At 43.8% G+C, this 21820-nt stretch carries 23 protein-coding genes and 1 rRNA gene; 18 read left to right on the forward strand and 6 right to left on the reverse strand.

Going from position 1 to position 21820, the window contains the following annotated elements; all coding sequences use genetic code 11:
- Position 1: 1 nt before the first annotated feature.
- Entirely contained in the window at positions 2-316 is a 315-nt protein-coding gene (locus tag NX903_RS04010; RefSeq protein WP_003244592.1) for a YfhH family protein, read from the forward strand.
- A 142-nt stretch (positions 317-458) separates the two neighbouring features.
- Positions 459-1652 (forward strand): MFS transporter, encoded by a 1194-nt coding sequence (locus NX903_RS04015; RefSeq protein WP_003243500.1) that lies wholly within the window; start codon positions 459-461, stop codon positions 1650-1652.
- Positions 1653-1683: 31 nt separating this feature from the next.
- Here NX903_RS04015 and NX903_RS04020 read toward each other — a convergent pair whose 3' ends face one another.
- Positions 1684-1836, reverse strand: a complete 153-nt coding sequence (locus NX903_RS04020) for a small, acid-soluble spore protein K (protein WP_003223241.1) — start codon at positions 1834-1836, stop codon at positions 1684-1686.
- A gap of 124 nt (positions 1837-1960) precedes the next feature.
- On the opposite strand from NX903_RS04020, the gene NX903_RS04025 reads away from it, so the two are divergent.
- The 6 genes from NX903_RS04025 (at position 1961) to NX903_RS04050 (ending at position 8036) form a co-directional block, all read left to right on the forward strand.
- A complete protein-coding gene (locus tag NX903_RS04025) occupies positions 1961-2230 on the forward strand; it encodes a YfhJ family protein (protein ID WP_003243789.1) in 270 nt (89 codons plus the stop codon).
- A 144-nt stretch (positions 2231-2374) separates the two neighbouring features.
- Positions 2375-2893 carry an SH3 domain-containing protein gene (locus NX903_RS04030; protein WP_086343603.1) on the forward strand — a complete coding sequence of 173 codons (519 nt, stop codon included), beginning with the start codon at positions 2375-2377 and terminating at the stop codon, positions 2891-2893.
- Positions 2894-2977: 84 nt separating this feature from the next.
- Positions 2978-3310, forward strand: a complete 333-nt coding sequence (gene spdL / locus NX903_RS04035) for an SdpC immunity protein SpdL (protein WP_003242803.1) — start codon at positions 2978-2980, stop codon at positions 3308-3310.
- Entirely contained in the window at positions 3297-4157 is an 861-nt protein-coding gene (gene ephM / locus NX903_RS04040; RefSeq protein WP_086343604.1) for an epoxide hydrolase EphM, read from the forward strand. The genes spdL and ephM overlap by 14 nt, the downstream gene beginning before the upstream one ends.
- A 232-nt stretch (positions 4158-4389) precedes the next feature.
- On the forward strand, positions 4390-5379 hold the full coding sequence (locus tag NX903_RS04045) for a glycosyltransferase family 2 protein (RefSeq protein ID WP_003244113.1): 990 nt from the start codon (positions 4390-4392) through the stop codon (positions 5377-5379).
- A gap of 71 nt (positions 5380-5450) precedes the next feature.
- A complete protein-coding gene (locus tag NX903_RS04050; RefSeq protein WP_086343605.1) occupies positions 5451-8036 on the forward strand; it encodes a YfhO family protein in 2586 nt (861 codons plus the stop codon).
- Here the strand turns inward: NX903_RS04050 and NX903_RS04055 are convergent.
- Positions 8029-9012 (reverse strand): metal-dependent hydrolase, encoded by a 984-nt coding sequence (locus NX903_RS04055; protein ID WP_014476212.1) that lies wholly within the window; start codon positions 9010-9012, stop codon positions 8029-8031. The genes NX903_RS04050 and NX903_RS04055 overlap by 8 nt on opposite strands.
- A gap of 215 nt (positions 9013-9227) precedes the next feature.
- On the opposite strand from NX903_RS04055, the gene mutY reads away from it, so the two are divergent.
- A complete protein-coding gene (mutY, locus tag NX903_RS04060; protein ID WP_015252513.1) occupies positions 9228-10337 on the forward strand; it encodes an A/G-specific adenine glycosylase in 1110 nt (369 codons plus the stop codon).
- A 7-nt stretch (positions 10338-10344) separates the two neighbouring features.
- Here the strand turns inward: mutY and NX903_RS04065 are convergent, their stop codons facing one another.
- Positions 10345-10569, reverse strand: a complete 225-nt coding sequence (locus NX903_RS04065) for a hypothetical protein (RefSeq protein ID WP_003233542.1) — start codon at positions 10567-10569, stop codon at positions 10345-10347.
- A gap of 82 nt (positions 10570-10651) precedes the next feature.
- Between NX903_RS04065 and fabL the strand changes: the two genes are divergently transcribed.
- The 5 genes from fabL (at position 10652) to NX903_RS04090 (ending at position 14663) form a co-directional block, all read left to right on the forward strand.
- Positions 10652-11404 (forward strand): enoyl-[acyl-carrier-protein] reductase FabL, encoded by a 753-nt coding sequence (gene fabL, locus NX903_RS04070; RefSeq protein ID WP_003223262.1) that lies wholly within the window; start codon positions 10652-10654, stop codon positions 11402-11404.
- Positions 11405-11472: 68 nt separating this feature from the next.
- Positions 11473-11727, forward strand: coding sequence for a gamma type acid-soluble spore protein SspE (gene sspE / locus NX903_RS04075; RefSeq protein WP_003233541.1), 255 nt, complete (start codon positions 11473-11475; stop codon positions 11725-11727).
- Between the two features lie 172 nt (positions 11728-11899).
- Positions 11900-12160, forward strand: coding sequence for a YgaB family protein (locus NX903_RS04080; protein WP_003242708.1), 261 nt, complete (start codon positions 11900-11902; stop codon positions 12158-12160).
- 143 nt (positions 12161-12303) lie between these two features.
- Positions 12304-12834: a nucleoside tri-diphosphate phosphatase gene (ntdP, locus tag NX903_RS04085; RefSeq protein ID WP_003223272.1), complete on the forward strand. Its 531-nt coding sequence runs from the start codon at positions 12304-12306 to the stop codon at positions 12832-12834.
- An 86-nt stretch (positions 12835-12920) separates the two neighbouring features.
- Entirely contained in the window at positions 12921-14663 is a 1743-nt protein-coding gene (locus NX903_RS04090) for an ABC transporter ATP-binding protein (protein WP_009966836.1), read from the forward strand.
- 76 nt (positions 14664-14739) lie between these two features.
- On the opposite strand, the gene NX903_RS04095 is transcribed toward NX903_RS04090, so the two are convergent.
- On the reverse strand, positions 14740-15801 hold the full coding sequence (locus tag NX903_RS04095) for an aromatic acid exporter family protein (protein WP_014479224.1): 1062 nt from the start codon (positions 15799-15801) through the stop codon (positions 14740-14742).
- A 220-nt stretch (positions 15802-16021) separates the two neighbouring features.
- The gene (locus NX903_RS04100; protein WP_086343607.1) at positions 16022-17311 is read right to left on the reverse strand and encodes a glutamate-1-semialdehyde 2,1-aminomutase; all 1290 of its coding nucleotides are present in this window, start codon (positions 17309-17311) and stop codon (positions 16022-16024) included.
- Between the two features lie 151 nt (positions 17312-17462).
- On the opposite strand from NX903_RS04100, the gene bcp reads away from it, so the two are divergent.
- Positions 17463-17936: a thioredoxin-dependent thiol peroxidase gene (bcp, locus tag NX903_RS04105; protein WP_086343608.1), complete on the forward strand. Its 474-nt coding sequence runs from the start codon at positions 17463-17465 to the stop codon at positions 17934-17936.
- A 122-nt stretch (positions 17937-18058) separates the two neighbouring features.
- A complete protein-coding gene (perR, locus tag NX903_RS04110; protein ID WP_003223285.1) occupies positions 18059-18496 on the forward strand; it encodes a peroxide-responsive transcriptional repressor PerR in 438 nt (145 codons plus the stop codon).
- A 34-nt stretch (positions 18497-18530) separates the two neighbouring features.
- Here perR and NX903_RS04115 read toward each other — a convergent pair whose 3' ends face one another.
- Complete coding sequence (locus tag NX903_RS04115; RefSeq protein WP_014479226.1) at positions 18531-18884, reverse strand: YgzB family protein; 354 nt, start codon at positions 18882-18884, stop codon at positions 18531-18533.
- Positions 18885-19091: 207 nt separating this feature from the next.
- Between NX903_RS04115 and NX903_RS04120 the strand changes: the two genes are divergently transcribed.
- Together NX903_RS04120 and NX903_RS04125 are read left to right on the forward strand one after the other, a co-directional pair.
- Positions 19092-19976 (forward strand): nucleotidyltransferase-like protein, encoded by an 885-nt coding sequence (locus NX903_RS04120; RefSeq protein ID WP_043857881.1) that lies wholly within the window; start codon positions 19092-19094, stop codon positions 19974-19976.
- 293 nt (positions 19977-20269) lie between these two features.
- Positions 20270-21819: ribosomal RNA gene (locus tag NX903_RS04125) — 16S ribosomal RNA — on the forward strand.
- The last annotated feature ends 1 nt before the right edge of the window (position 21820 follow it).

The following is a 21820-nucleotide window of genomic DNA, read 5'->3' on the forward strand; positions in this document are numbered from 1 at the left end:
AATGGAGAAACGATACAGTCAAATGACACCTCACGAACTCAATACCGAAATCGCATTACTTTCTGAAAAAGCAAGAAAAGCCGAACAGCATGGAATCATAAACGAACTGGCAGTGCTCGAACGGAAAATTACGATGGCAAAAGCATATTTGCTGAACCCGGAAGATTACTCACCGGGAGAAACATATCGTGTGGAAAACACTGAGGACGAGTTTACCATCAGTTATTTAAATGGCGTTTTCGCATGGGGATACAGGACCTCTTCCCCTCAGCAAGAGGAAGCGCTGCCAATCTCAGTATTGCAAGAAAAAGAATAAAGCGTAACAGGAGGCTGATGATCAGCCTCTTTTTGTTTGCAGCACATTTACACGAATTCTTAAAGAAAAAATCATTGAATTCACTTGAAAAATCTTTTAAGATGAAACTCGTTGTTTTTTAAAATCAAAGGAGGCGATGACGTTGAGTATCAAAAACCCATCTGTAAAATTTATTATATTTGTTCTTATGATTTGTACATTTTCAATCGGCTATACAGAATACGCGGTGATGGGTATTTTGACGTCGATTGCCAATGACTTTCATATACAGGTTTCATCCGCAGGGCTTCTTGTCACGGCTTATGCGGCAAGCGTTTGTTTGACAGGGCCGCTCGTCACCATCATTTCCGTCAAGCTTCCGAGAAAGCCTGTGCTTCTTGGGCTGATGGCGATATTTATCCTTTCCAACCTGATGAGCGCACTGGCGCCGAATTTTGCGGTATTGGCCATTTCAAGAATTTTATCTGCGTCCATTCACGGCGCTTTCTTCGCGATTGCCATGGTATTCGCAAGTGAAATGGTTCCGCCGGAAAAGCGTGCTGCAGCTGCTGCTTCAATGAACGGCGGACTGACAGTGGCTCTAATGCTTGGTGTTCCATTCGGCTCTTATCTCGGAGATGTCCTGAATTGGAGAGCGGTGTTTTCCATCATTACGGCACTTGGTGTCATCGGATTTTTAGGCCTTATGGCTGCCGTGCCGAACAGAAAACCAAAAGTGATCCCAATGCTTATGAATGAGTGGGGGGTTTTTAAACACAAACAAGTGCTGTTTTCCTTCGCGATTACCATTTTAGGCTATTCCGGTGTCTTTATCGCCTACACCTTTATCGAACCCATTTTGAGGCATTCAGCCGGATTCAGCACGGTTGGCATTACAGGTGCTCTCTTTGCGTATGGATTGGGAGGCGTTGCCGGGAATTTCTTTGCTGGAAAGGTACCGCTGCCTTTGCTGACTCGGACGATGATCGGCGTAATGATCGGTTTAATCGGTGTTCTGGCTGTATTTCCTTACATTGCCATTTACCCGGCTGCAGCCATTGTGGCAACGTTCCTATTCGGGGCATGCGCATTCGGCACGCCGCCTCTTCTGCAAACAAAGGTCATTTCCTCATCTGAGGGCGGCACAACCATTGCCGCAGCTGTCAGCGTATCAGCATTTAACCTTGCCAATGCCCTTGGTGCATGGATCGGCGGAATGATTTTAAACGGAACAGGCTCTTATTCCTGGCTGTTTGCAGGAGGTGCGCTTATGACCGCATGCGGACTTGTGCTTTCTACCTTCGCACACTTATCAGAAAAGAAGAGCGTCTACGAATATCAAGTCAATAAAGGGTAAAAACAGCTGCAGTGTATGCAGCTGTTCTTCTTTACCGTTTGCCTGAGGCTCTCATTCTTTCTTGAGGATGCTGATTGATAGATCCGTCAGCACGCTTTGAAGCATAATCGTCCTTTGCTCTCGGTTCACCCTGAAATTTGTTTTCGTTTTCGTAAGGAAATCCTTTTTCTTTATTTCGGACCATGTCATATCCCCCTAGATTCGAGATCAAAAAGTTGCGTCTTTCCAGATGAAGACGTAAGGTTAGTATATGGAGAACACTACGTAATAAAGCGTTATTTTTTTCCTGAAGAAAGGAGACTGCACACATGAATATGTACATTGAGAAACTGACTAATCTGCTTCTGGAAAAGAACGAGATGATCAGCTATATACAGGCAAAAACGTGGGTGGAATTGTTATGGAGCGATTTCGAAGCAACCTATGCAAAAGCCGGACACGCCTATCAAGGTGAAAAAATGACTGAAAAAATCGTCACACAATGGATTGAAAACTATGGCGGCCAGCTCCACCTTTTTCAAAGCTCCCGTAACGACGTGAATGATTACTTAAATCAAAGCAGAGGCCTTTTGCATTAAAAACCTGCCGTTAACGACCGGCAGGTTTTTTCATTTTCTTAAAATTACCTTAACAGGAAGAAATCATAAACAAAACATGTTTCACCAGCCTGTCAATCAGGGAATACCACTTATATCTTGTCAAAATGCGAGGAGGAGCTTTATATGAAAAAGAAACAAGTAATGCTCGCTTTAACAGCTGCCGCAGGACTGGGTTTGACAGCACTTCATTCCGCTCCCGCAGCAAAAGCTGCGCCCCTTCACGACATATCTGTCAGCATGCCATCATCCGATACTTACATCATAAAAGCAGGAAAACTGAATGTCCGGACTGAGCCAAATCATGAAGGTGATATTCTCGGCACTGTATCATCAGAACAAAAGGTAAAAGTCGATAGGTTCGTAAATGCCGATTGGGCTCAAATTTATTTCAAAGGAAAGAAAGCATATATTTCAACTCACTTTTTAATGAAAACCGCAAGCCAAGCGAAAACAATGAAACAGACAGCCTTCTATGCACCGACGCCCGAAAATGGAAAAGCTAAACAGCTCTCATCTGGAACAGAGGTGACAATACTTGGGTGGGGATTCAGTGAAAACGGCGGATTTGACTTCACTTGGGCGTTCGTGGATTATGGCGGAGTTAAAGGCTATATTCACACAAAGGATTTACAAATGCGATAAAAAGGCAGGCCGAGGCTTGTCTTTTTGCCTATGCATGAAACATTTCTTCTTTCTGCACGTAACAATGAGAAAGGAGATGATGATATGACGGGTTTAGTCGGCGGAGGGCTTATGATCATTGCGGGCATACTGATCAAACTGTTTCCTCCCAAATCGATCAACAGTGTGTACGGGTACAGAACGAGACGCTCAATGTCAGATCAAAGATTATGGAATGAAGCGAACCGTTACAGTGCATCATTAATGATCCTGTCAGGCTTGGTGATTGCGGGAATGGGTTTGCTGCTGGGATCAAACTTGTTTATTCTTCAGCTTATCCTGCTGATTGCCGCCTGTGTCATAACATTTATGCTGACGGAGAAAAGGCTGAAAATCATGACGCACAGTCAAGGAGGAGATAGAAGTGGACGGAGTTAAATGCCAGTTTGTCAATACGAACGGAATCACGCTTCACGTTGCAGCCGCAGGACGGGAAGATGGCCCGTTAATTGTCCTGCTCCATGGATTTCCTGAGTTTTGGTACGGCTGGAAAAATCAAATCAAACCGCTTGTTGATGCGGGTTACCGGGTCATTGCTCCTGATCAGCGGGGCTACAATCTCAGTGACAAACCGGAAGGAATTGATTCGTATCGGATTGATACATTAAGAGATGATATCATCGGGCTTATTACGCAATTCACTGATGAAAAAGCAATTGTCATCGGGCATGACTGGGGAGGGGCTGTTGCATGGCATTTGGCTTCCACACGCCCGGAATATCTTGAAAAACTGATCGCGATCAATATTCCGCACCCGCACGTCATGAAAACCGTAACGCCGCTTTATCCGCCGCAATGGCTGAAAAGCTCGTATATCGCATACTTCCAGCTCCCCGATATACCGGAGGCATCACTAAGGGAAAATGATTATGAAACATTAGACAAAGCGATTGGATTATCCGACCGTCCCGCGCTTTTTACATCCGAGGATGTCAGCAGGTACAAAGAAGCGTGGAAACAGCCGGGCGCGCTGACAGCTATGCTGAACTGGTACAGAGCCCTCAGAAAAGGAAGCTTGGCAGAGAAACCCTCTTACGAAACAGTACCTTACCGAATGATCTGGGGAATGGAAGACCGCTTTTTGAGCAGAAAGCTTGCGAAAGAGACGGAAAGGCATTGCTCGAATGGACATCTCATCTTTGTTGATGAAGCTTCCCATTGGATTAACCACGAAAAGCCAGCCATCGTCAATCAGCTGATTTTGGAATATCTTAAGAACCAATAAGCTAAAATTTCTCTCCATCCGTCTGTCATAATGGCAGACTTTTTCTGTGCGTTTTTTTTCATAGTCTGTTTTAAACATGACAAAATAACATTAAAAATCATGAATGTCACCATAAAATTGTAACAAAAAACAGGTTTAAACGACTTTAAAAAAAGGAATAGCCTTACTGAAGATTTGTGTAAAACTCCCCTAAGGCAATACTTAAAAAGAATAATAAAAAGAAGGTGCCTTAATGAAGCAAGGATTAATCTCGATTATTATCCCGTCTTACAATGAAGGGTATAATGTTAAACTCATTCATGAATCTTTAAAAAAGGAATTTAAAAACATTCATTATGACTATGAAATATTCTTCATAAACGACGGAAGTGTTGATGACACGCTTCAGCAGATCAAAGACTTGGCAGCGACGTGCAGCCGGGTAAAATATATATCTTTTTCTCGAAACTTTGGAAAAGAAGCCGCAATTTTGGCGGGCTTTGAGCATGTTCAGGGCGAGGCGGTTATTGTCATGGATGCCGATCTGCAGCATCCGACATATTTGCTAAAGGAATTTATCAAAGGCTACGAAGAAGGGTATGACCAAGTCATTGCCCAAAGGAACAGAAAAGGGGACAGCTTTGTCCGCTCACTCTTATCATCTATGTATTACAAGTTCATTAATAAAGCGGTGGAAGTCGATTTGCGTGACGGTGTCGGTGACTTCAGATTGTTAAGCCGCCAAGCTGTGAATGCACTTTTGAAGCTGAGCGAAGGAAACCGCTTCTCAAAAGGCCTTTTTTGCTGGATTGGCTTTGATCAGAAAATTGTATTTTATGAAAATGTCGAACGAAAAAACGGCACCTCCAAATGGTCGTTCAGCAGTCTGTTTAACTACGGAATGGACGGCGTCGTTTCATTTAACCATAAGCCGCTGAGATTATGTTTTTATACAGGCATTTTCATCCTGCTGCTTTCCATCATTTATATCATTGCCACATTCGTTAAAATTCTGACTAACGGTATTTCTGTGCCTGGGTATTTCACCATTATCTCAGCAGTGTTATTTCTCGGCGGAGTACAGCTGTTAAGCCTTGGAATTATAGGGGAATATATCGGCCGAATCTATTATGAAACAAAAAAACGCCCGCATTATTTGATCAAAGAAGCGAATATCCCGAACAAAGACCTGCCTGAAACGAACGAATTAAAAAGCATGCGGCGTCTGACAAAAATGCACTGAAAATACCAAGCGCCATTGGCAGTGCTTTTTTTGCGTGTCTATTATCTTAAAAGCAAGACTGGAGAATTTATATGAAAAGAAAACATATCATGATCTATGCGGCCAGTTTGCTGGTGTCCGTTCTGGCACACGCTTTTTTTGTGAAAGAATGGGCGGAAGGCAGGTATATGACAGGTCCGGGTGACGGGCTTGCGCAAATGATCGTATTTAAAAAATTATTATTTGACCAATATACACACGGGAATTTTTTCTACAATTATTCATTCGGACTTGGCGGCGGCACATTCAGTCAGCTCGGCTATTATTTTTCTGCGTCTTTTCTTTTTCTTGCTGTGTCCGCCGCTGTTTGGCTGCTTCAAGCCGTCCAGCTGATCGGAGAAGCGGATACGCTTTTTTGGGCAGAGTCAGCTGTTTTTATCAGTATTTTCAAATTGAGCTTGATTATCTTTACGTCCGCTTCTGTTTTTCATTATCTTCTCAAGCACAGGGCGGCATCGTTCACGGGAGCTGTGTTATACGGCGTCTCAATTATTTATTTCCGTCACGAAGCGTATTGGGAATTTTTCACCGATACAATGGTTTGGCTTCCGCTGCTTGTGCTTGGCGCAGAAAAAATTATTAGAGAGCGGCGTCCGGCGTGGTTTATCGTTGCGTGTTCGCTGACGTTAATCAATAATTTTTACTTTGCATACATAAACCTTATATTCATCGGAATCTATGTGCTGTTCAGATGGCTGATCCGATTGGAACCACATGAAGAGAAAAGATGGATTCAAATCAGATTATTTCTGGTTTCAGGCTTCATTTCTTTTGGCATCAGTGCGGCGGCGTTTGTGCCGGTGGTATACGGTTTTTTAAACAACCTGCGCCCTCCATACAGCCAGAAAATAGAGTGGCTCAATTTCGATGATAATATCTTATTTTCGAGCCGGATCATCATTGTGCCGGCCGCTTTTCTGCTGTTTTTGTTTATTATTTCTTTTTACAAAAACCGTGTGTTTCGTCTCTTTGCCGGATTGAGCCTGCTGTTTATTCTTTTTCATTTCAGTCCGTATGCGGCAAGCGTCTTTAACGGTTTTTCCGCCCCGCAAAACCGGTTTGAATATGTTCTGGCCTTTACCATTGCGGGAGCAGCTGCGGCTGGTTTGTCACAGCTGTCTGATTTGAAACGGAAAGAACTGCTCCCGGCCGCAGCTGTCGTCCTGCTTCTTTACTTGTATCATATCCAAAGGTATAAGCTCGATATATGGAAGCCTGCGAATGAAAGTATTCTATTGCTCTTACTCATGACAATCGCAGCCTTGTTTGCTGCAGCTTTTGCGAAAAAACGGGCAAACATGGCTGTGTACGGCATAATCATTCTTTCTTCGCTGTTTGTCGCCAACTCCTATCAAAAATACGCGCTCTCAGAAGGCGGCGATTTGGACAGTGTGACAAAAGAATATCTTACAAGTGAGGAATACAGAGGGCGGGAATCATCTGAGCTCATTAGACGTTTACAGAAGGAAGACGATGATCCGCTCATGAGAATCGACTGGATGAACGGGGTCCGCAATAATACGCCAATCATTTACGGGTTTAATGGCTTCAGCGCGTATTCCAGCATTTTAAACAAAGATCTGCTGGCCTTCTATTGGAATGATTTAAGCATCGATATGGGCAGGGAAAGCGTCAGCCGTTACGCGTCATTGGGAGACAGGGCGAATTTATACAGCCTGCTTTACGGCAAATATTATATGACCGAAAAAACAAACGAAGCCAGCGTCCCGTACGGCTTCAAAAAGCATTTAGAAACAGAGCATTATGCAGTTTATGAGAATCAGTACATGCTTCCATTCGTCAAAACAGCGGATGCCATATACAGCGAAAGTGAGCTGGACCGATTGCCCGCTCTTGCGAAAGAACAGGCGATGCTGAAAGGAATTATATTAAAAGATCCATCAGGAAAAACGGAGCAGACACCAAAACCGTCCAATTTGATCACCAAGTCGGACATCACCGCAAAACAAGCCCAGTATCAAAAGGGGCTGCTAACCGTAACTGGAGAAAACGGAGGAGAGCTGATCATCACCCCGAAACAGCCATCATCCGCTCCGGGAGACTACTATGTCAGCTTTTATTTGAAAAGCAAAGCAAAAGACAAAGGATTTACGTTAAAGGTAAATGATTATGTCACAACAAGGAAATCGAACAAATCGATATATAAAACCGGAGTAAATAATATAACGGTAAGAGTGCCTAAATCACGCCATATCTCAATCAATCTTCCGAAAGGAACCTATGAGCTGAGAAACATAGCGCTCTATGAAGAAAATTACCAAACGCTGAAAAACGCTGTAATGCAAAATAAAACAGAGAAAGCAGACAAACTGAATTGGAACAAAAATCGACTGACCTTTGCCTATCATCTGTCAAAAGACCAGTACATCATGCTTCCGATCCCATATGAAAAAGGCTGGGAGCTGAAGATCAATGGAAAAACACAGAAGATCGAAAAAGCGGATTATGCTTTTATAGGCTTCAAGGCGCAAAAGGGAGACAATCACATTGAGCTGACTTACTATCCGCCATACTTCAAAATATCGGCGATCATATCTCTCGTCAGTCTGCTGCTTGCTGTTTTTTATATAAGACGTAAAAAGCCCGGCTCTATATAGAGCCGAGCTTTAATTTTTTCTGTAGTTTTTCTTCGCTGAATATCCATCCCGTATAGGATGAACGAATTGTGAGATCATGGCCGATATGAACAATTGCGACAAACGGATAATGGCCTTTGCTCCGATAACGCAGGTCGATAAATCTCACCTCATAATGATCTTTAAACGTATCCACTTCCCACCGGTAAACCGGAGAAAAGGACAGAAACGCCGCGATGTTATCATCCTGCTTTGCCGCATGCATTACATCGGTTTCAGGAACAGGCACCCGATTAAATGTATCCAGAATCACGACATGTCCTTCCATGCTTCTTCCTACATAGAAAGCATGTGCTGTCGTCACTGCGATTCGCCATTGCCTGAATTTCATCGTTGGAGAAATAATAATGCTTTCGATCTCATCATGAATCATCTCATGAAGCTTCCGTTTAATTCTCAGCTGCATGATCAGGCGCACCAAGTAATAGCCTGCCAATATGATATATAAGCTGAGAAACGTGATGCCGGGACTCCCGCCTGCATACCAAATCGCGATAGCTGCTAGATGGCTGATAAAAATAAACGGATCAAACGTATTAATCAGCCCGAGCGCAACCCATTTTTTCGAAAACGGACGAATGGCTTGTGTTCCATAGGCGTTGAATATATCAACAAAGACATGTAGAACGACTGCCAGCAGTGTCCACAGCCACAGGTGCAGAAAATCGGCCTGAGGATAAAATAAATACAGAATCGCCGGGATGATGACAGACCAAAACAAAACGGCGGGAATTGAATGGGTAAATCCTCTGTGATTCCTTATATAAACAGCATTGTTTTTAAGCTTTAACACAGTATCAATATCCGGAGCCTGAGAGCCCGCAAGCGTTGCGATCATAACAGCGTGAGCCATTGCCGGATCTGATCCGACAACAGGATCAAGCGTCGCAATACCGCCCAGTGCGATGCCCATAACGACATGTGTGCCCGTATCCATAGGTGACCTCCTTGCAGGATGATCCTGCACATTCACTTTGTAAGAAATTCCCCATTTTCATATACCCAATTTTTAAACTGATTCAATCGTTCTCATATGTTTCCGCTTTTTCTTTATTACTATTTAATGTAACATATTATCGTACTGTGCCCTTAGTGTACAACAAAAAACAGTCTAAAGAAAAGCGGGGCGCGAAAGACTGGGGAGAAACACATATGAACGTACTTGAAGACAAATTAAAACAAAAAGACATACAGCAATTTCGCGATGATTTAATCTCATGGTTTGAACGAGAGCAGCGCGTTCTGCCGTGGAGAGAGGACCAAGATCCTTATAAGGTATGGGTATCTGAAGTGATGCTGCAGCAAACGAGAGTAGAGACAGTGATTCCTTACTTTCTGCGGTTTGTGGAACAATTCCCGACAGTGGAAGCGCTCGCTGATGCTGATGAAGAAAAGGTGCTGAAAGCATGGGAAGGGCTCGGCTATTATTCGCGAGTCAGAAACCTGCAAAGCGCGGTAAAAGAAGTGAAACAGGAATACGGCGGCATTGTCCCTCCAGACGAGAAAGATTTTGGCGGGTTAAAAGGCGTCGGCCCTTATACAAAGGGAGCGGTGCTCAGCATTGCCTACAATAAACCCATTCCCGCGGTTGACGGAAATGTGATGCGTGTCATGTCCAGAATTCTTTCTATTTGGGATGATATTGCCAAACCAAAAACAAGAACGATCTTTGAAGACGCCATACGAGCTTTTATTTCCAAAGAAAAACCATCTGAATTTAATCAGGGCTTGATGGAGCTTGGAGCCTTGATTTGCACGCCAAAATCACCCTCATGCCTGCTATGCCCGGTTCAGCAGCATTGCTCAGCATTTGAAGAAGGCACTGAACGGGAGCTTCCGGTAAAAAGCAAAAAGAAAAAGCCCGGGATCAAAACCATGGCCGCGATCGTACTGACTGATGAAGACGGACAAGTGTATATCCACAAACGGCCGTCTAAAGGTTTGCTCGCCAACCTGTGGGAATTCCCTAATCTTGAAACACAAAAAGGGATCAAAACTGAGCGTGAACAGCTCATTGCTTTCTTAGAAAACGAATATGGCATACAAGCTGATATCAGTGATCTGCAAGGTGTAGTCGAGCATGTTTTCACCCACCTGGTATGGAATATTTCAGTGTTTTTCGGTAAAGTAAAACAAGTGTCGGATACCAGCGAGCTGAAAAAAGTAACGAAAGAAGAGCTCGAACAATTTGCGTTCCCGGTGTCACATCAAAAAATCTGGAAGATGGCAGTAGAAGCAGCCGCCATCTCGGCTGCTCCGTAAACCATTCTTAATCGTAAGAGACGCGCGTGCCGTGGCTGTAGTCCGCTTCATTGCGCTTCATTCCGCCGCGCGCTTCAATTTCTTGCGTTAATTCCCGGTATTTTGATTGGCCTTCTTCGTTCAAATAAGGCATAATTTGCTGAAAGGCATGATGAAAATAAGCGAGTTCACTGTTCTTCCAATCTTTTTTGGAAACCATGTTCAATTCGCTCATATCACGTCCGACATACATAACAGAAGACCCCCCTTTAAAGTTCTTGCCATTATTGTTTGTGGAAATAAAAGAACTATACGCTACAAGGAGATGAGGAAAAATGGAACAAAATAAATGTGCACTCGTAACAGGAAGCAGCCGCGGTGTCGGAAAAGCGGCCGCGATCAGACTTGCTGAGAACGGCTATAACATCGTCATTAACTATGCACGCAGCAAAAAAGCAGCATTAGAAACAGCGGAAGAAATCGAAAAGCTTGGCGTTAAAGTGCTTGTCGTAAAAGCAAACGTAGGACAGCCTGCAAAAATCAAAGAAATGTTTCAGCAAATTGATGAAACGTTCGGCAGACTTGATGTTTTTGTCAATAATGCCGCTTCAGGAGTACTAAGACCTGTCATGGAATTAGAAGAAACACACTGGGACTGGACGATGAATATTAATGCGAAAGCATTGCTTTTCTGCGCTCAGGAAGCTGCCAAGCTAATGGAGAAGAACGGAGGCGGGCATATTGTCAGCATCAGTTCATTAGGCTCTATCCGCTATCTTGAAAACTACACCACGGTCGGTGTATCAAAAGCAGCGTTAGAGGCTTTAACCCGTTATCTTGCCGTTGAGCTTTCACCAAAACAAATTATCGTCAATGCTGTTTCAGGCGGAGCGATCGACACAGATGCGCTGAAACACTTCCCGAATAGAGAAGATCTGCTTGAGGATGCGCGCCAAAACACGCCGGCGGGACGCATGGTCGAAATTAAAGACATGGTTGATACTGTTGAGTTTCTAGTGTCTTCCAAGGCTGACATGATCCGCGGACAGACAATTATCGTTGACGGCGGACGCTCACTGCTCGTTTAAAAATTTTTAAAAAAGAGGAATAGCTATACGATCACCTGCACATTCTAATGACCGTGGAGGTGATAACAATGGCTAACTCAAATAACTTCAGCAAAACAAACGCTCAACAAGTTAGAAAACAAAACCAACAATCAGCTGCTGGTCAAGGTCAATTTGGCACTGAATTTGCTAGCGAAACAAACGCTCAGCAAGTCAGAAAACAAAACCAGCAATCAGCTGGACAACAAGGTCAATTCGGCACTGAATTCGCTAGTGAAACTGACGCACAGCAGGTAAGACAGCAAAACCAATCTGCTGAACAAAACAAACAACAAAACAGCTAATCACTGAAACAGAAAAAAGCACTTCATCTTCGGGTGGAAGTGCTTTTTTCTGTTTGAAAAACGACAAAACTTGTGGAAGGTCTACAGAATGAGTCAAAGGGTTTGCTTTACGGAGATCGAAATGATTAAAGGAGGAAATGTTTATACTTTCATCAGGCTGAAGGAGGAACCGATGACCGAATTTGAAAAGCTGGTAAGTGAACAGATGAAAACGATGGATAAGCTTCTCGATCTCCAATCAGAGCTCGACCGCTGCAAACAAATTGAGGCGGAACTCCGGCATTTGGAAAGGGATGCAAGGCTGCGTGGGATTCAGGCTGAAATTGCGGTAAAACGGAAACACCTTGCCGATATACAGGATATGTTTCAAAAGCAGACAGAGCAGGTCATTCGTTCTTATCGCAGCTCAGAAAAGCCGTCTTCCTTTGTGTAGTGCAGGAATGTGCCATTCCCCGGCCGGAATGGCTCTTTTATTTTCATTTTTCAATTTGTAACGTTATAATAGGTAAAAGACGTTGTCGGTAAGCAAATTTGGACATACTAACTGTAGGGCTTTATAGAAAGTAGGGGAGAAATATGGGCTATCCCAAGGAAGGAGAAACCATTCAAATTCACAGCTATAAGCACAACGGGCTGATTCATAGAATTTGGAATGAGACAACAATCTTAAAAAGTACAGAAATGTGTGTCATCGGAGCCAATGACCGGACGATGGTAACCGAATCAGACGGCCGGACATGGATAACCAGAGAGCCCGCAATCTGTTATTTTCACGCAAGACAATGGTTTAATGTCATCGGGATGCTGAGGGAAGACGGGGTTCATTATTATTGCAACATCAGTTCTCCGTTTGCCTATGATGGCGAAGCAATTAAATATATTGATTATGACTTAGATGTTAAGGTTTTTCCTGACATGACCTACAATATTCTCGATGAAGACGAATATGATGATCATCGGAAAGCCATGAATTATCCAAAAGAAATCGACAGTATTTTAAGAGACTACTTAAATACGCTGCTCCATTGGATTCACCAGCGTCAGGGACCGTTTGCGCCCGAGTTTGTCGATATGTGGTATGAACGGTATCTGCGCTATACAAAATAATGGTTACGTAAAAACCTGTTGCGGGGTACAACAGGTTTTTCACATGGGCTCACACACATCATGAGAAAGAGAGAGGGGGAATCAACGTGGGGGTTATGAAACGCTATATGCAATTCGTCAAACCTTATAAGAAGCAAATTTTCGTTACAGTGTTAATCGGGATCGTCAAATTTTCCATTCCGCTTGCTCTCCCATTGCTTCTGAAGTACGTAGTTGACGACATTATTCAAGGAGGCGGCACGGCCAGTGACAAAACCACGTCATTGTTCACGATTATGGCGATCATGTTCGCCTTATTTTTAATTTTGCGCCCGCCTGTTGAATATTACCGGCAATATTTTGCCCAGTGGACTGCCAGCAAGGTGCTTTATGATATAAGAGCTAAGCTGTTTGACCATATACAAAAACTGAGCCTTCGTTTTTACGCGAACACAAGAACAGGAGAAGTCATTTCCCGAGTGATTAATGATGTAGAACAAACAAAGGATTTCGTCATCACAGGGCTGATGAATATATGGCTCGATATGCTGACGATTTTGATTGTAATCTCTATCATGCTCACACTGGACGTTAAATTAACGCTGATTTCTATCGTATTATTCCCATTATACGGAATATCAGTGAAGTATTTTTACGGCCGTTTACGAAAGCTGACAAGGGAGCGCTCACAGGCTCTTGCTCAAGTGCAGGGGCATTTGCACGAACGCATTCAAGGCATGCCTGTCATCAGAAGCTTTGCGATAGAAGATCATGAACAGGCTCAATTTAATGAGAAAAACGGTCATTTCTTAGATAAAGCCATCCGACACACGAATTGGAACGCCAAAACCTTTGCGGTCGTTAATACCATTACAGATTTGGCGCCGCTCATCGTCATAGCGTGCGCCGGGTATTTTGTCATTAATGGACCGCTGACAGTCGGAACAATGGTCGCGTTTGTCGGATATATTGACAGAATGTACAACCCTGTTAGAAGGCTGATCAATTCCTCTACAACTTTGACACAGTCAATCGCATCAATGGACAGGGTGTTTGAATTTATTGACGAGCCCTATGAACTCACTGACAAACCAAATGCGATAAAGGCCGATCAGATTCGCGGAGGAGTGGAGTTTCAAAACGTTTCGTTTCAATATGAGAAGGACAAAGAAAATATTCTTCATGATGTATCCTTAAAAGTAAATAGAGGAGAAACTGTAGCTCTCGTCGGCATGAGCGGAGGAGGAAAATCAACGCTCGTCAGCCTGATCCCAAGATTTTATGATGTAACAAGCGGCAGACTGCTGATTGATGGGACGGATATTCGCGATTATGAAGCAAGAAGCCTTCGCAACCAGGTTGGTATGGTGCTTCAGGATACCTTTTTATTTAGTGAAACGATTCGGGAAAATATCGCGATCGGCAAGCCTGATGCCACACTTGAAGAGATAATCGAAGCCGCCAAGGCTGCAAATGCCCATGAATTTATCATGAGTTTTCCAGAAGGATATGAGACCCGAGTGGGAGAACGAGGCGTTAAGCTTTCAGGCGGACAAAAGCAGCGGATCTCAATTGCGCGGGTATTCCTGAAAAATCCGCCGCTCCTCATTTTAGATGAAGCTACATCAGCTCTGGATTTGGAAAGTGAGCATTACATTCAAGAAGCGATGGACAAACTGGCGAAGGATAGAACAACTTTTGTTGTCGCCCACCGTTTATCGACAATCACCCATGCGGATAAGATTGTTGTCATGGAAAACGGCACAATCATTGAAATCGGAACCCATGATGAACTCATGGACTATGAGAGCCAGTACAAGCATTTATTTACCATTCAAAATTTGAACTAAAACATCAATCTTATATCCTTTTAACGAAGGATATAAGATTTTTTTGTGTATAAAAAAACCCGGCTGTTTAACCGGGTTACTCTTCTGTTTCTATTTCGCAGTCTTTCGGATGATACGTTTGAAAACTTGTGATAAGTGTTTCCAAATGTTCAAGCTGCTCGCGATATTCCACGGCGCTTGCCATAATATTGAGCATGTTGTAATCAATAAGCTCCTCATCCGTATTCTGCTGATTTTTTAAAAATGACTTTGTTAAAAGCTGCTTATACTGGATGCCTTCTTCAACCGCGTCATCATGCGGCTTGATTTTTCCGACAAACCTCATCAAAATCCGTTCGTGCCAGTAAAGCAGGTAATCAAGTTCTTCAGTCAGTGTTTCCTGAAACTCTTCCGGCATATGATAGATCTCGTTTTCCAGACGATGCAGCTTCTTCAATGTATCAAGCGCCCGATTTGCCGTAATAATGGCCTGTCTGAACAGGACAAGCTTTCTTGATTTCACATAAGTCGTTTTCTTAAAGTAACTTCTTTCTTCTTTATATAGAAGATATGTCTGATCAAGCTTGATCATTTTTTCTTTCAGTTTTTCAATATCCTCTTTCAAAATCGAATGCTCTGTCGACTGCCGCATGGACAATCTGATCCACTTCATAATTTCTTCGGTGTTTTCGACGGTATTATGAATCAGCTTTGTTTCGTACTTAGGAGGCAAAAACACAAGGTTGACGATAAAGGAAGAAAGCACCCCTAAGATGACTGTGCTTGTTCTGATCAGCGCGAACATTAAAAAGTCGTCACCGGCAGATTCTAATATCGCAATGACTGTTACAAGAGCAATTGAAATTGTATGTTCAATTTTAAGTTTCAGCATGATTGTAATGACAATAACTGCTGTTAACCCGATCATAATCGGGCTGGGTCCGAAAATAAGGCCGAACACTGTGGCAATCACAGCTCCGATGATATTTGCTTGAACCTGATCAATAATAATGAGAAAAGAGCGGTAAATCGACGGCTGGATCGCAAATATCGCTGCAATTCCAGCGAAAATCGGCGCGGGAAGCCCGATCCACGAAGCCAAATAAAGGGCAAGTGTAATCGCAATCCCGGTTTTGAAAATGCGGGCACCAAGTTTCATTGGTTTGTGCGTGCATTCCTTTCTATAGTAAATTGTGTGACGTAGCAAATGGGCTAATCCTTAAAATTCCCGGTTAGTTTATTTGCTAAACAATTAAGTAATATACAGGGATCGATACAAATATTCAAGCTATTTTTCTAGAAAAAGACCAAAATCTTACACGTTGTTTGATTCCATAAAAAAAACAGGAGCTCAAAGCTCCTGTTCAAGGTATTTGATTCTAGTTTTTTAGATGTTTAAATGCATCCTCGACCGCTGCAAGCGTGTCTTTAATATCCTGCTCTGTATGTGCTGTGGTAATAAACCAAGCTTCATACTTAGAAGGTGCTAAATTAATTCCGCGTTCCAGCATCAGCTTAAAAAACGTAGCGAATGTTTCTCCGTCACTCCGTTCAGCCTGCTCGTAATTTTCCACTTTCTCATCAGAGAAATATACCGTGAGCGCACCTTTTAACCGGTTGACCGTAATGGTGATGCCGTGTGTTTCTGCGTGCTTCAAAATGCCTTCCTCAAGCATAGCGCCAAGGTGATCAAGCTTTTCATACACGCCTTCCTCTTTAAGCACTTCCAGACAAGCGATGCCTGATAGGATGGAAGCGGGGTTCCCTGCCATTGTTCCTGCTTGATAAGCAGGCCCTAGCGGAGCTACCTGCTCCATGATTTCTTGTTTGCCGCCATAGGCGCCAATCGGAAGTCCGCCGCCGATAATTTTCCCGAGTGCTGTTAAATCTGGTTTCACCTGTAAGAGATCCTGCGCGCCGCCATACATAAAGCGGAAAGCCGTAATGACTTCATCGTAAATAACGAGAGCGCCTGCATTATGTGTCAATTCATTTACTTTTTCTAAGAAGCCCTCTTTCGGCTCGACGATACCGAAGTTGCCGACAATCGGTTCAACGAGAACTGCCGCGATTTCACTGCCCCATTTATCAAGAGCCGCTTTATAGCTATCGATATCATTAAATGGTACTGTGATCACTTCGTTTGCAATGCTTTTCGGTACACCGGCTGAGTCTGGTGTGCCGAGAGTAGACGGGCCGGAGCCTGCGGCGACAAGCACAAGGTCCGAATGCCCGTGATAGCAGCCCGCAAATTTAATGATTTTTGTCCGGCCTGTATATGCGCGAGCCACGCGGATGGTCGTCATAACGGCTTCTGTACCCGAATTGACGAATCTTACTTTGTCCATAGCGGGAATGGCTTCTTTGAGCATCTTTGCAAATGTAACCTCGTGTTTTGTTGGTGTTCCATACAGTACACCTTTCTCTGCCGCTTTTTTAATCGCTTCTGTAATATGCGGGTGGGCATGTCCTGTAATAATCGGACCGTACGCCGCTAAATAATCGATGTATTTGTTGCCGTCCACATCCCAAAAATAAGCGCCGCTTGCTCTCTCCATTGCAACAGGAGAACCGCCGCCGACTGCTTTATATGATCTAGACGGGCTGTTTACACCGCCGACAATGTGCTGTAATGCCTCATTGTGAAGTTCAATTGATTTTGTATGCAAGAATAAAAACCTCCTATATCTCCATGCGTCCTTTCTATTGTAGCATGCTTCCGAACAAGAACAATGGCTTCGGGCTTCAGATTCAGCTGAGATGGTTGTAATCTGGACAAGAATTGGATACGCTTAATAAAAAACATCCGGAGGTAACGTAATGACTATAGAAATCGGACATAAAGCGCCTGATCTTGAGTTAAAAGGTGATCATGGGGAAACAGTAAAATTATCGGATTATAAAGGAAAGTACATCGTGCTTTATTTTTATCCAAAGGACATGACACCGGGGTGTACAACTGAAGCATGCGATTTTCGGGACAGTCACGAAAGCTTCGCTGAACTGGATGCCGTCATTATCGGCGTCAGCCCGGACAGCCAGGAAAAACACGGAAAATTTAAAGAGAAGCATAACCTGCCATTTCTGCTTCTTGTTGATGACGAGCATGAGCTGGCGGAAGCATTTGATGTGTGGAAGCTGAAGAAAAACTTCGGAAAAGAGTATATGGGAATCGAGCGTTCCACTTTTTTAATTGATAAAGAAGGCCGGCTCATTAAAGAATGGAGAAAAGTAAAAGTAAAGGACCATGTAGCCGAAGCGCTTCAAACCCTCAAAGATATGTCGGAAAAGTAAATCTCTATGAGCCTATGCTTACTTTTACCCTGATATCAATTGACAAATTATCGTAGGAAGAGTTACACTAATTATAAACATTACAATGTAAGAATTTTTTTTAGAAGAGAGGTGCATGACGGATGGCTGCACATGAACTAAAAGAAGCCTTAGAAACGTTGAAGGAAACCGGAGTTCGCATTACTCCTCAACGTCATGCGATTCTGGAATATCTCGTTAACTCTATGGCTCATCCAACAGCGGACGATATATATAAAGCTCTGGAAGGGAAATTTCCTAACATGAGCGTAGCGACAGTATATAACAATTTGCGTGTGTTCCGGGAATCAGGTTTGGTAAAAGAGCTCACATACGGTGATGCTTCCAGCAGATTCGATTTTGTGACATCTGATCACTATCACGCGATTTGCGAAAACTGCGGTAAAATTGTGGACTTCCACTACCCGGGCCTTGATGAAGTGGAACAGCTCGCTGCCCACGTCACGGGCTTCAAGGTAAGCCACCACCGTTTAGAAATTTACGGCGTCTGCCAAGAGTGTTCGAAAAAAGAAAATCATTAAAAATAAGCTGACCGCACGAAACGGTCAGCTTATTTTATTTCGACATTTTCTTTTTATTATAAGACTCATCAAATTCTTTTCCTTCTAATCCCTTATCTAAAGTCAGCGGCTCTCGGCAATGCATGCACATATCGACTCTTCCTAAAACCTTTGTCTCTTTATCACAGCCTGGACAAATGACGCGAACCGCTTTAGTCGAAAGCATTCCGATCCAAAAGTAAACTACCGTGCTGAGACCGATGGATAAAAGCCCAAGTATCATAAACAAACTAGAAAGCAAAACTGACTCTTTGAAAAAGATCCCGATGTACATAATGATAAACCCAACGAAAACCAAACTTAACGCAAATGTTCTGATTTTATTAATTTTGCTGGAGTATTTCGCCATGTCCATCCCCCTCCGATTTAACTATAGCACAAACCCGATGGGATTTTCTTCATGTTTTCGGTTGAATTGGAATTTACTTATGGAGACTTACTGTGAAATTGTTTATAATAGTTCAATGTGTTTAGAAAAAAGGAATTTCGTTTTAACCATAGAATTGAATCAAATAGAGAATAAAAAAATTTGAACAATTGCATTGGAGGAATAGTGATGGAAAATCTTCTCCGTCCAATTTACCAAGAAAGAGCAAGTCACCCCAATACATTGGCTGTCATTATGATTGAGAGAAGAAACAAAACATCTTCCTTAACAGATAACTTTGATGCAGCTTTGCTGGTGATTGTAAAGGATGCTGATGAGCCAGTTTTTATAAAGCATTATGAATTTGATCATCAAACAGCTTCTTTGCATGTGGTAACAGATTCTCAGATTCAAGAATGGATTTTGCTTGGAACAAATAGAAGAATCATAGATTGGATTGTAAATGGCAGAGTCTTGTTTGACCGTAATGAATACGTAGTTGAACTGATTGACAGGCTGAATACATTTCCGTTTGCCGAACGTAAACTGAAGATCGGACTCGAATACGGCAAATTAATCAGAAGGTATGTTGAAGGGAAAGCTTTTTTTGAAGCCGATCAATTTTTAGATGCCTACAACGCTGTTGTTCATGCGCTGCATCATTTAGCACGTATTGAAGTAATCGACAGAGGATTCCATCCCGAAACCACGGTGTGGAGCCAAGTGCGCCAGATGGAGCCGCAAGTGTACAAATTATATTCCGAGCTGATTGAAAGTCATGAGAGCCTGGAAAAAAGACTTGAATTATTATTCTTAGCAAATGATTTTCTCATCCATTCCAAAGCCGAGATCGGTTCGGCGCATCTTTTCGAAGTAATGAAAGAAAAAGACATTTGGCAATTCGGTGAGCTTCTTCAACATCATGACCTAAAGCACTTTACCCAAGATCTTGGCGTTATGCTTGATTACTTGACAGAAAAGGGACTTATCAACGTCTGCCAGATAGAAACGAAAGGACAGGCTGTCTATCACCGAGGATATTCTTTTAAAAAAGGTGTTGACTCTGATTCTTGACCGTGTTATATTATTAAACGTCGCTGATGCGCTTCTGAGAAAACAAGCTCACAGCGGCGGGGAAATAAATCAAAAAAACATTTGACAAAAGAAAGTCAAAATGTTATATTAATAAAGTCGCTTCAACAAGAAGTGAAAATGATCTTTGAAAACTAAACAAGACAAAACGTACCTGTTAATTCAGTTTTAAAAAAATCGCACAGCGATGTGCGTAGTCAGTCAAACTAGGGCCTGCACGACGCAGGTCACACAGGTGTCGCCGCAGGATGCGGTGAACTTAACCTGTGATCCATTTATCGGAGAGTTTGATCCTGGCTCAGGACGAACGCTGGCGGCGTGCCTAATACATGCAAGTCGAGCGGACAGATGGGAGCTTGCTCCCTGATGTTAGCGGCGGACGGGTGAGTAACACGTGGGTAACCTGCCTGTAAGACTGGGATAACTCCGGGAAACCGGGGCTAATACCGGATGGTTGTTTGAACCGCATGGTTCAAACATAAAAGGTGGCTTCGGCTACCACTTACAGATGGACCCGCGGCGCATTAGCTAGTTGGTGAGGTAACGGCTCACCAAGGCAACGATGCGTAGCCGACCTGAGAGGGTGATCGGCCACACTGGGACTGAGACACGGCCCAGACTCCTACGGGAGGCAGCAGTAGGGAATCTTCCGCAATGGACGAAAGTCTGACGGAGCAACGCCGCGTGAGTGATGAAGGTTTTCGGATCGTAAAGCTCTGTTGTTAGGGAAGAACAAGTACCGTTCGAATAGGGCGGTACCTTGACGGTACCTAACCAGAAAGCCACGGCTAACTACGTGCCAGCAGCCGCGGTAATACGTAGGTGGCAAGCGTTGTCCGGAATTATTGGGCGTAAAGGGCTCGCAGGCGGTTTCTTAAGTCTGATGTGAAAGCCCCCGGCTCAACCGGGGAGGGTCATTGGAAACTGGGGAACTTGAGTGCAGAAGAGGAGAGTGGAATTCCACGTGTAGCGGTGAAATGCGTAGAGATGTGGAGGAACACCAGTGGCGAAGGCGACTCTCTGGTCTGTAACTGACGCTGAGGAGCGAAAGCGTGGGGAGCGAACAGGATTAGATACCCTGGTAGTCCACGCCGTAAACGATGAGTGCTAAGTGTTAGGGGGTTTCCGCCCCTTAGTGCTGCAGCTAACGCATTAAGCACTCCGCCTGGGGAGTACGGTCGCAAGACTGAAACTCAAAGGAATTGACGGGGGCCCGCACAAGCGGTGGAGCATGTGGTTTAATTCGAAGCAACGCGAAGAACCTTACCAGGTCTTGACATCCTCTGACAATCCTAGAGATAGGACGTCCCCTTCGGGGGCAGAGTGACAGGTGGTGCATGGTTGTCGTCAGCTCGTGTCGTGAGATGTTGGGTTAAGTCCCGCAACGAGCGCAACCCTTGATCTTAGTTGCCAGCATTCAGTTGGGCACTCTAAGGTGACTGCCGGTGACAAACCGGAGGAAGGTGGGGATGACGTCAAATCATCATGCCCCTTATGACCTGGGCTACACACGTGCTACAATGGACAGAACAAAGGGCAGCGAAACCGCGAGGTTAAGCCAATCCCACAAATCTGTTCTCAGTTCGGATCGCAGTCTGCAACTCGACTGCGTGAAGCTGGAATCGCTAGTAATCGCGGATCAGCATGCCGCGGTGAATACGTTCCCGGGCCTTGTACACACCGCCCGTCACACCACGAGAGTTTGTAACACCCGAAGTCGGTGAGGTAACCTTTTAGGAGCCAGCCGCCGAAGGTGGGACAGATGATTGGGGTGAAGTCGTAACAAGGTAGCCGTATCGGAAGGTGCGGCTGGATCACCTCCTTTC

It is taken from the genome of Bacillus sp. FSL R5-0576, assembly GCF_038004765.1.
Lineage (GTDB): Bacteria > Bacillota > Bacilli > Bacillales > Bacillaceae > Bacillus > Bacillus subtilis.

Coding starts and splice junctions, on each gene's coding strand:
- NX903_RS04030 (WP_086343603.1), top strand. CDS start 2,375: ATGAAAAAGAAACAAGTAATGCTCGCTTTAACAGCTGCCGCAGGACTG.
- NX903_RS04080 (WP_003242708.1), top strand. CDS start 11,900: ATGACCGAATTTGAAAAGCTGGTAAGTGAACAGATGAAAACGATGGAT.
- NX903_RS04115 (WP_014479226.1), bottom strand. CDS start 18,884: ATGGCGAAATACTCCAGCAAAATTAATAAAATCAGAACATTTGCGTTA.
- NX903_RS04120 (WP_043857881.1), top strand. CDS start 19,092: ATGGAAAATCTTCTCCGTCCAATTTACCAAGAAAGAGCAAGTCACCCC.
- NX903_RS04050 (WP_086343605.1), top strand. CDS start 5,451: ATGAAAAGAAAACATATCATGATCTATGCGGCCAGTTTGCTGGTGTCC.
- NX903_RS04010 (WP_003244592.1), top strand. CDS start 2: ATGGAGAAACGATACAGTCAAATGACACCTCACGAACTCAATACCGAA.
- NX903_RS04065 (WP_003233542.1), bottom strand. CDS start 10,569: ATGTATGTCGGACGTGATATGAGCGAATTGAACATGGTTTCCAAAAAA.
- fabL (WP_003223262.1), top strand. CDS start 10,652: ATGGAACAAAATAAATGTGCACTCGTAACAGGAAGCAGCCGCGGTGTC.
- spdL (WP_003242803.1), top strand. CDS start 2,978: ATGACGGGTTTAGTCGGCGGAGGGCTTATGATCATTGCGGGCATACTG.
- sspE (WP_003233541.1), top strand. CDS start 11,473: ATGGCTAACTCAAATAACTTCAGCAAAACAAACGCTCAACAAGTTAGA.
- ntdP (WP_003223272.1), top strand. CDS start 12,304: ATGGGCTATCCCAAGGAAGGAGAAACCATTCAAATTCACAGCTATAAG.
- NX903_RS04045 (WP_003244113.1), top strand. CDS start 4,390: ATGAAGCAAGGATTAATCTCGATTATTATCCCGTCTTACAATGAAGGG.
- NX903_RS04025 (WP_003243789.1), top strand. CDS start 1,961: ATGAATATGTACATTGAGAAACTGACTAATCTGCTTCTGGAAAAGAAC.
- bcp (WP_086343608.1), top strand. CDS start 17,463: ATGACTATAGAAATCGGACATAAAGCGCCTGATCTTGAGTTAAAAGGT.
- mutY (WP_015252513.1), top strand. CDS start 9,228: ATGAACGTACTTGAAGACAAATTAAAACAAAAAGACATACAGCAATTT.
- NX903_RS04095 (WP_014479224.1), bottom strand. CDS start 15,801: ATGAAACTTGGTGCCCGCATTTTCAAAACCGGGATTGCGATTACACTT.
- perR (WP_003223285.1), top strand. CDS start 18,059: ATGGCTGCACATGAACTAAAAGAAGCCTTAGAAACGTTGAAGGAAACC.
- NX903_RS04020 (WP_003223241.1), bottom strand. CDS start 1,836: ATGGTCCGAAATAAAGAAAAAGGATTTCCTTACGAAAACGAAAACAAA.
- NX903_RS04055 (WP_014476212.1), bottom strand. CDS start 9,012: ATGGATACGGGCACACATGTCGTTATGGGCATCGCACTGGGCGGTATT.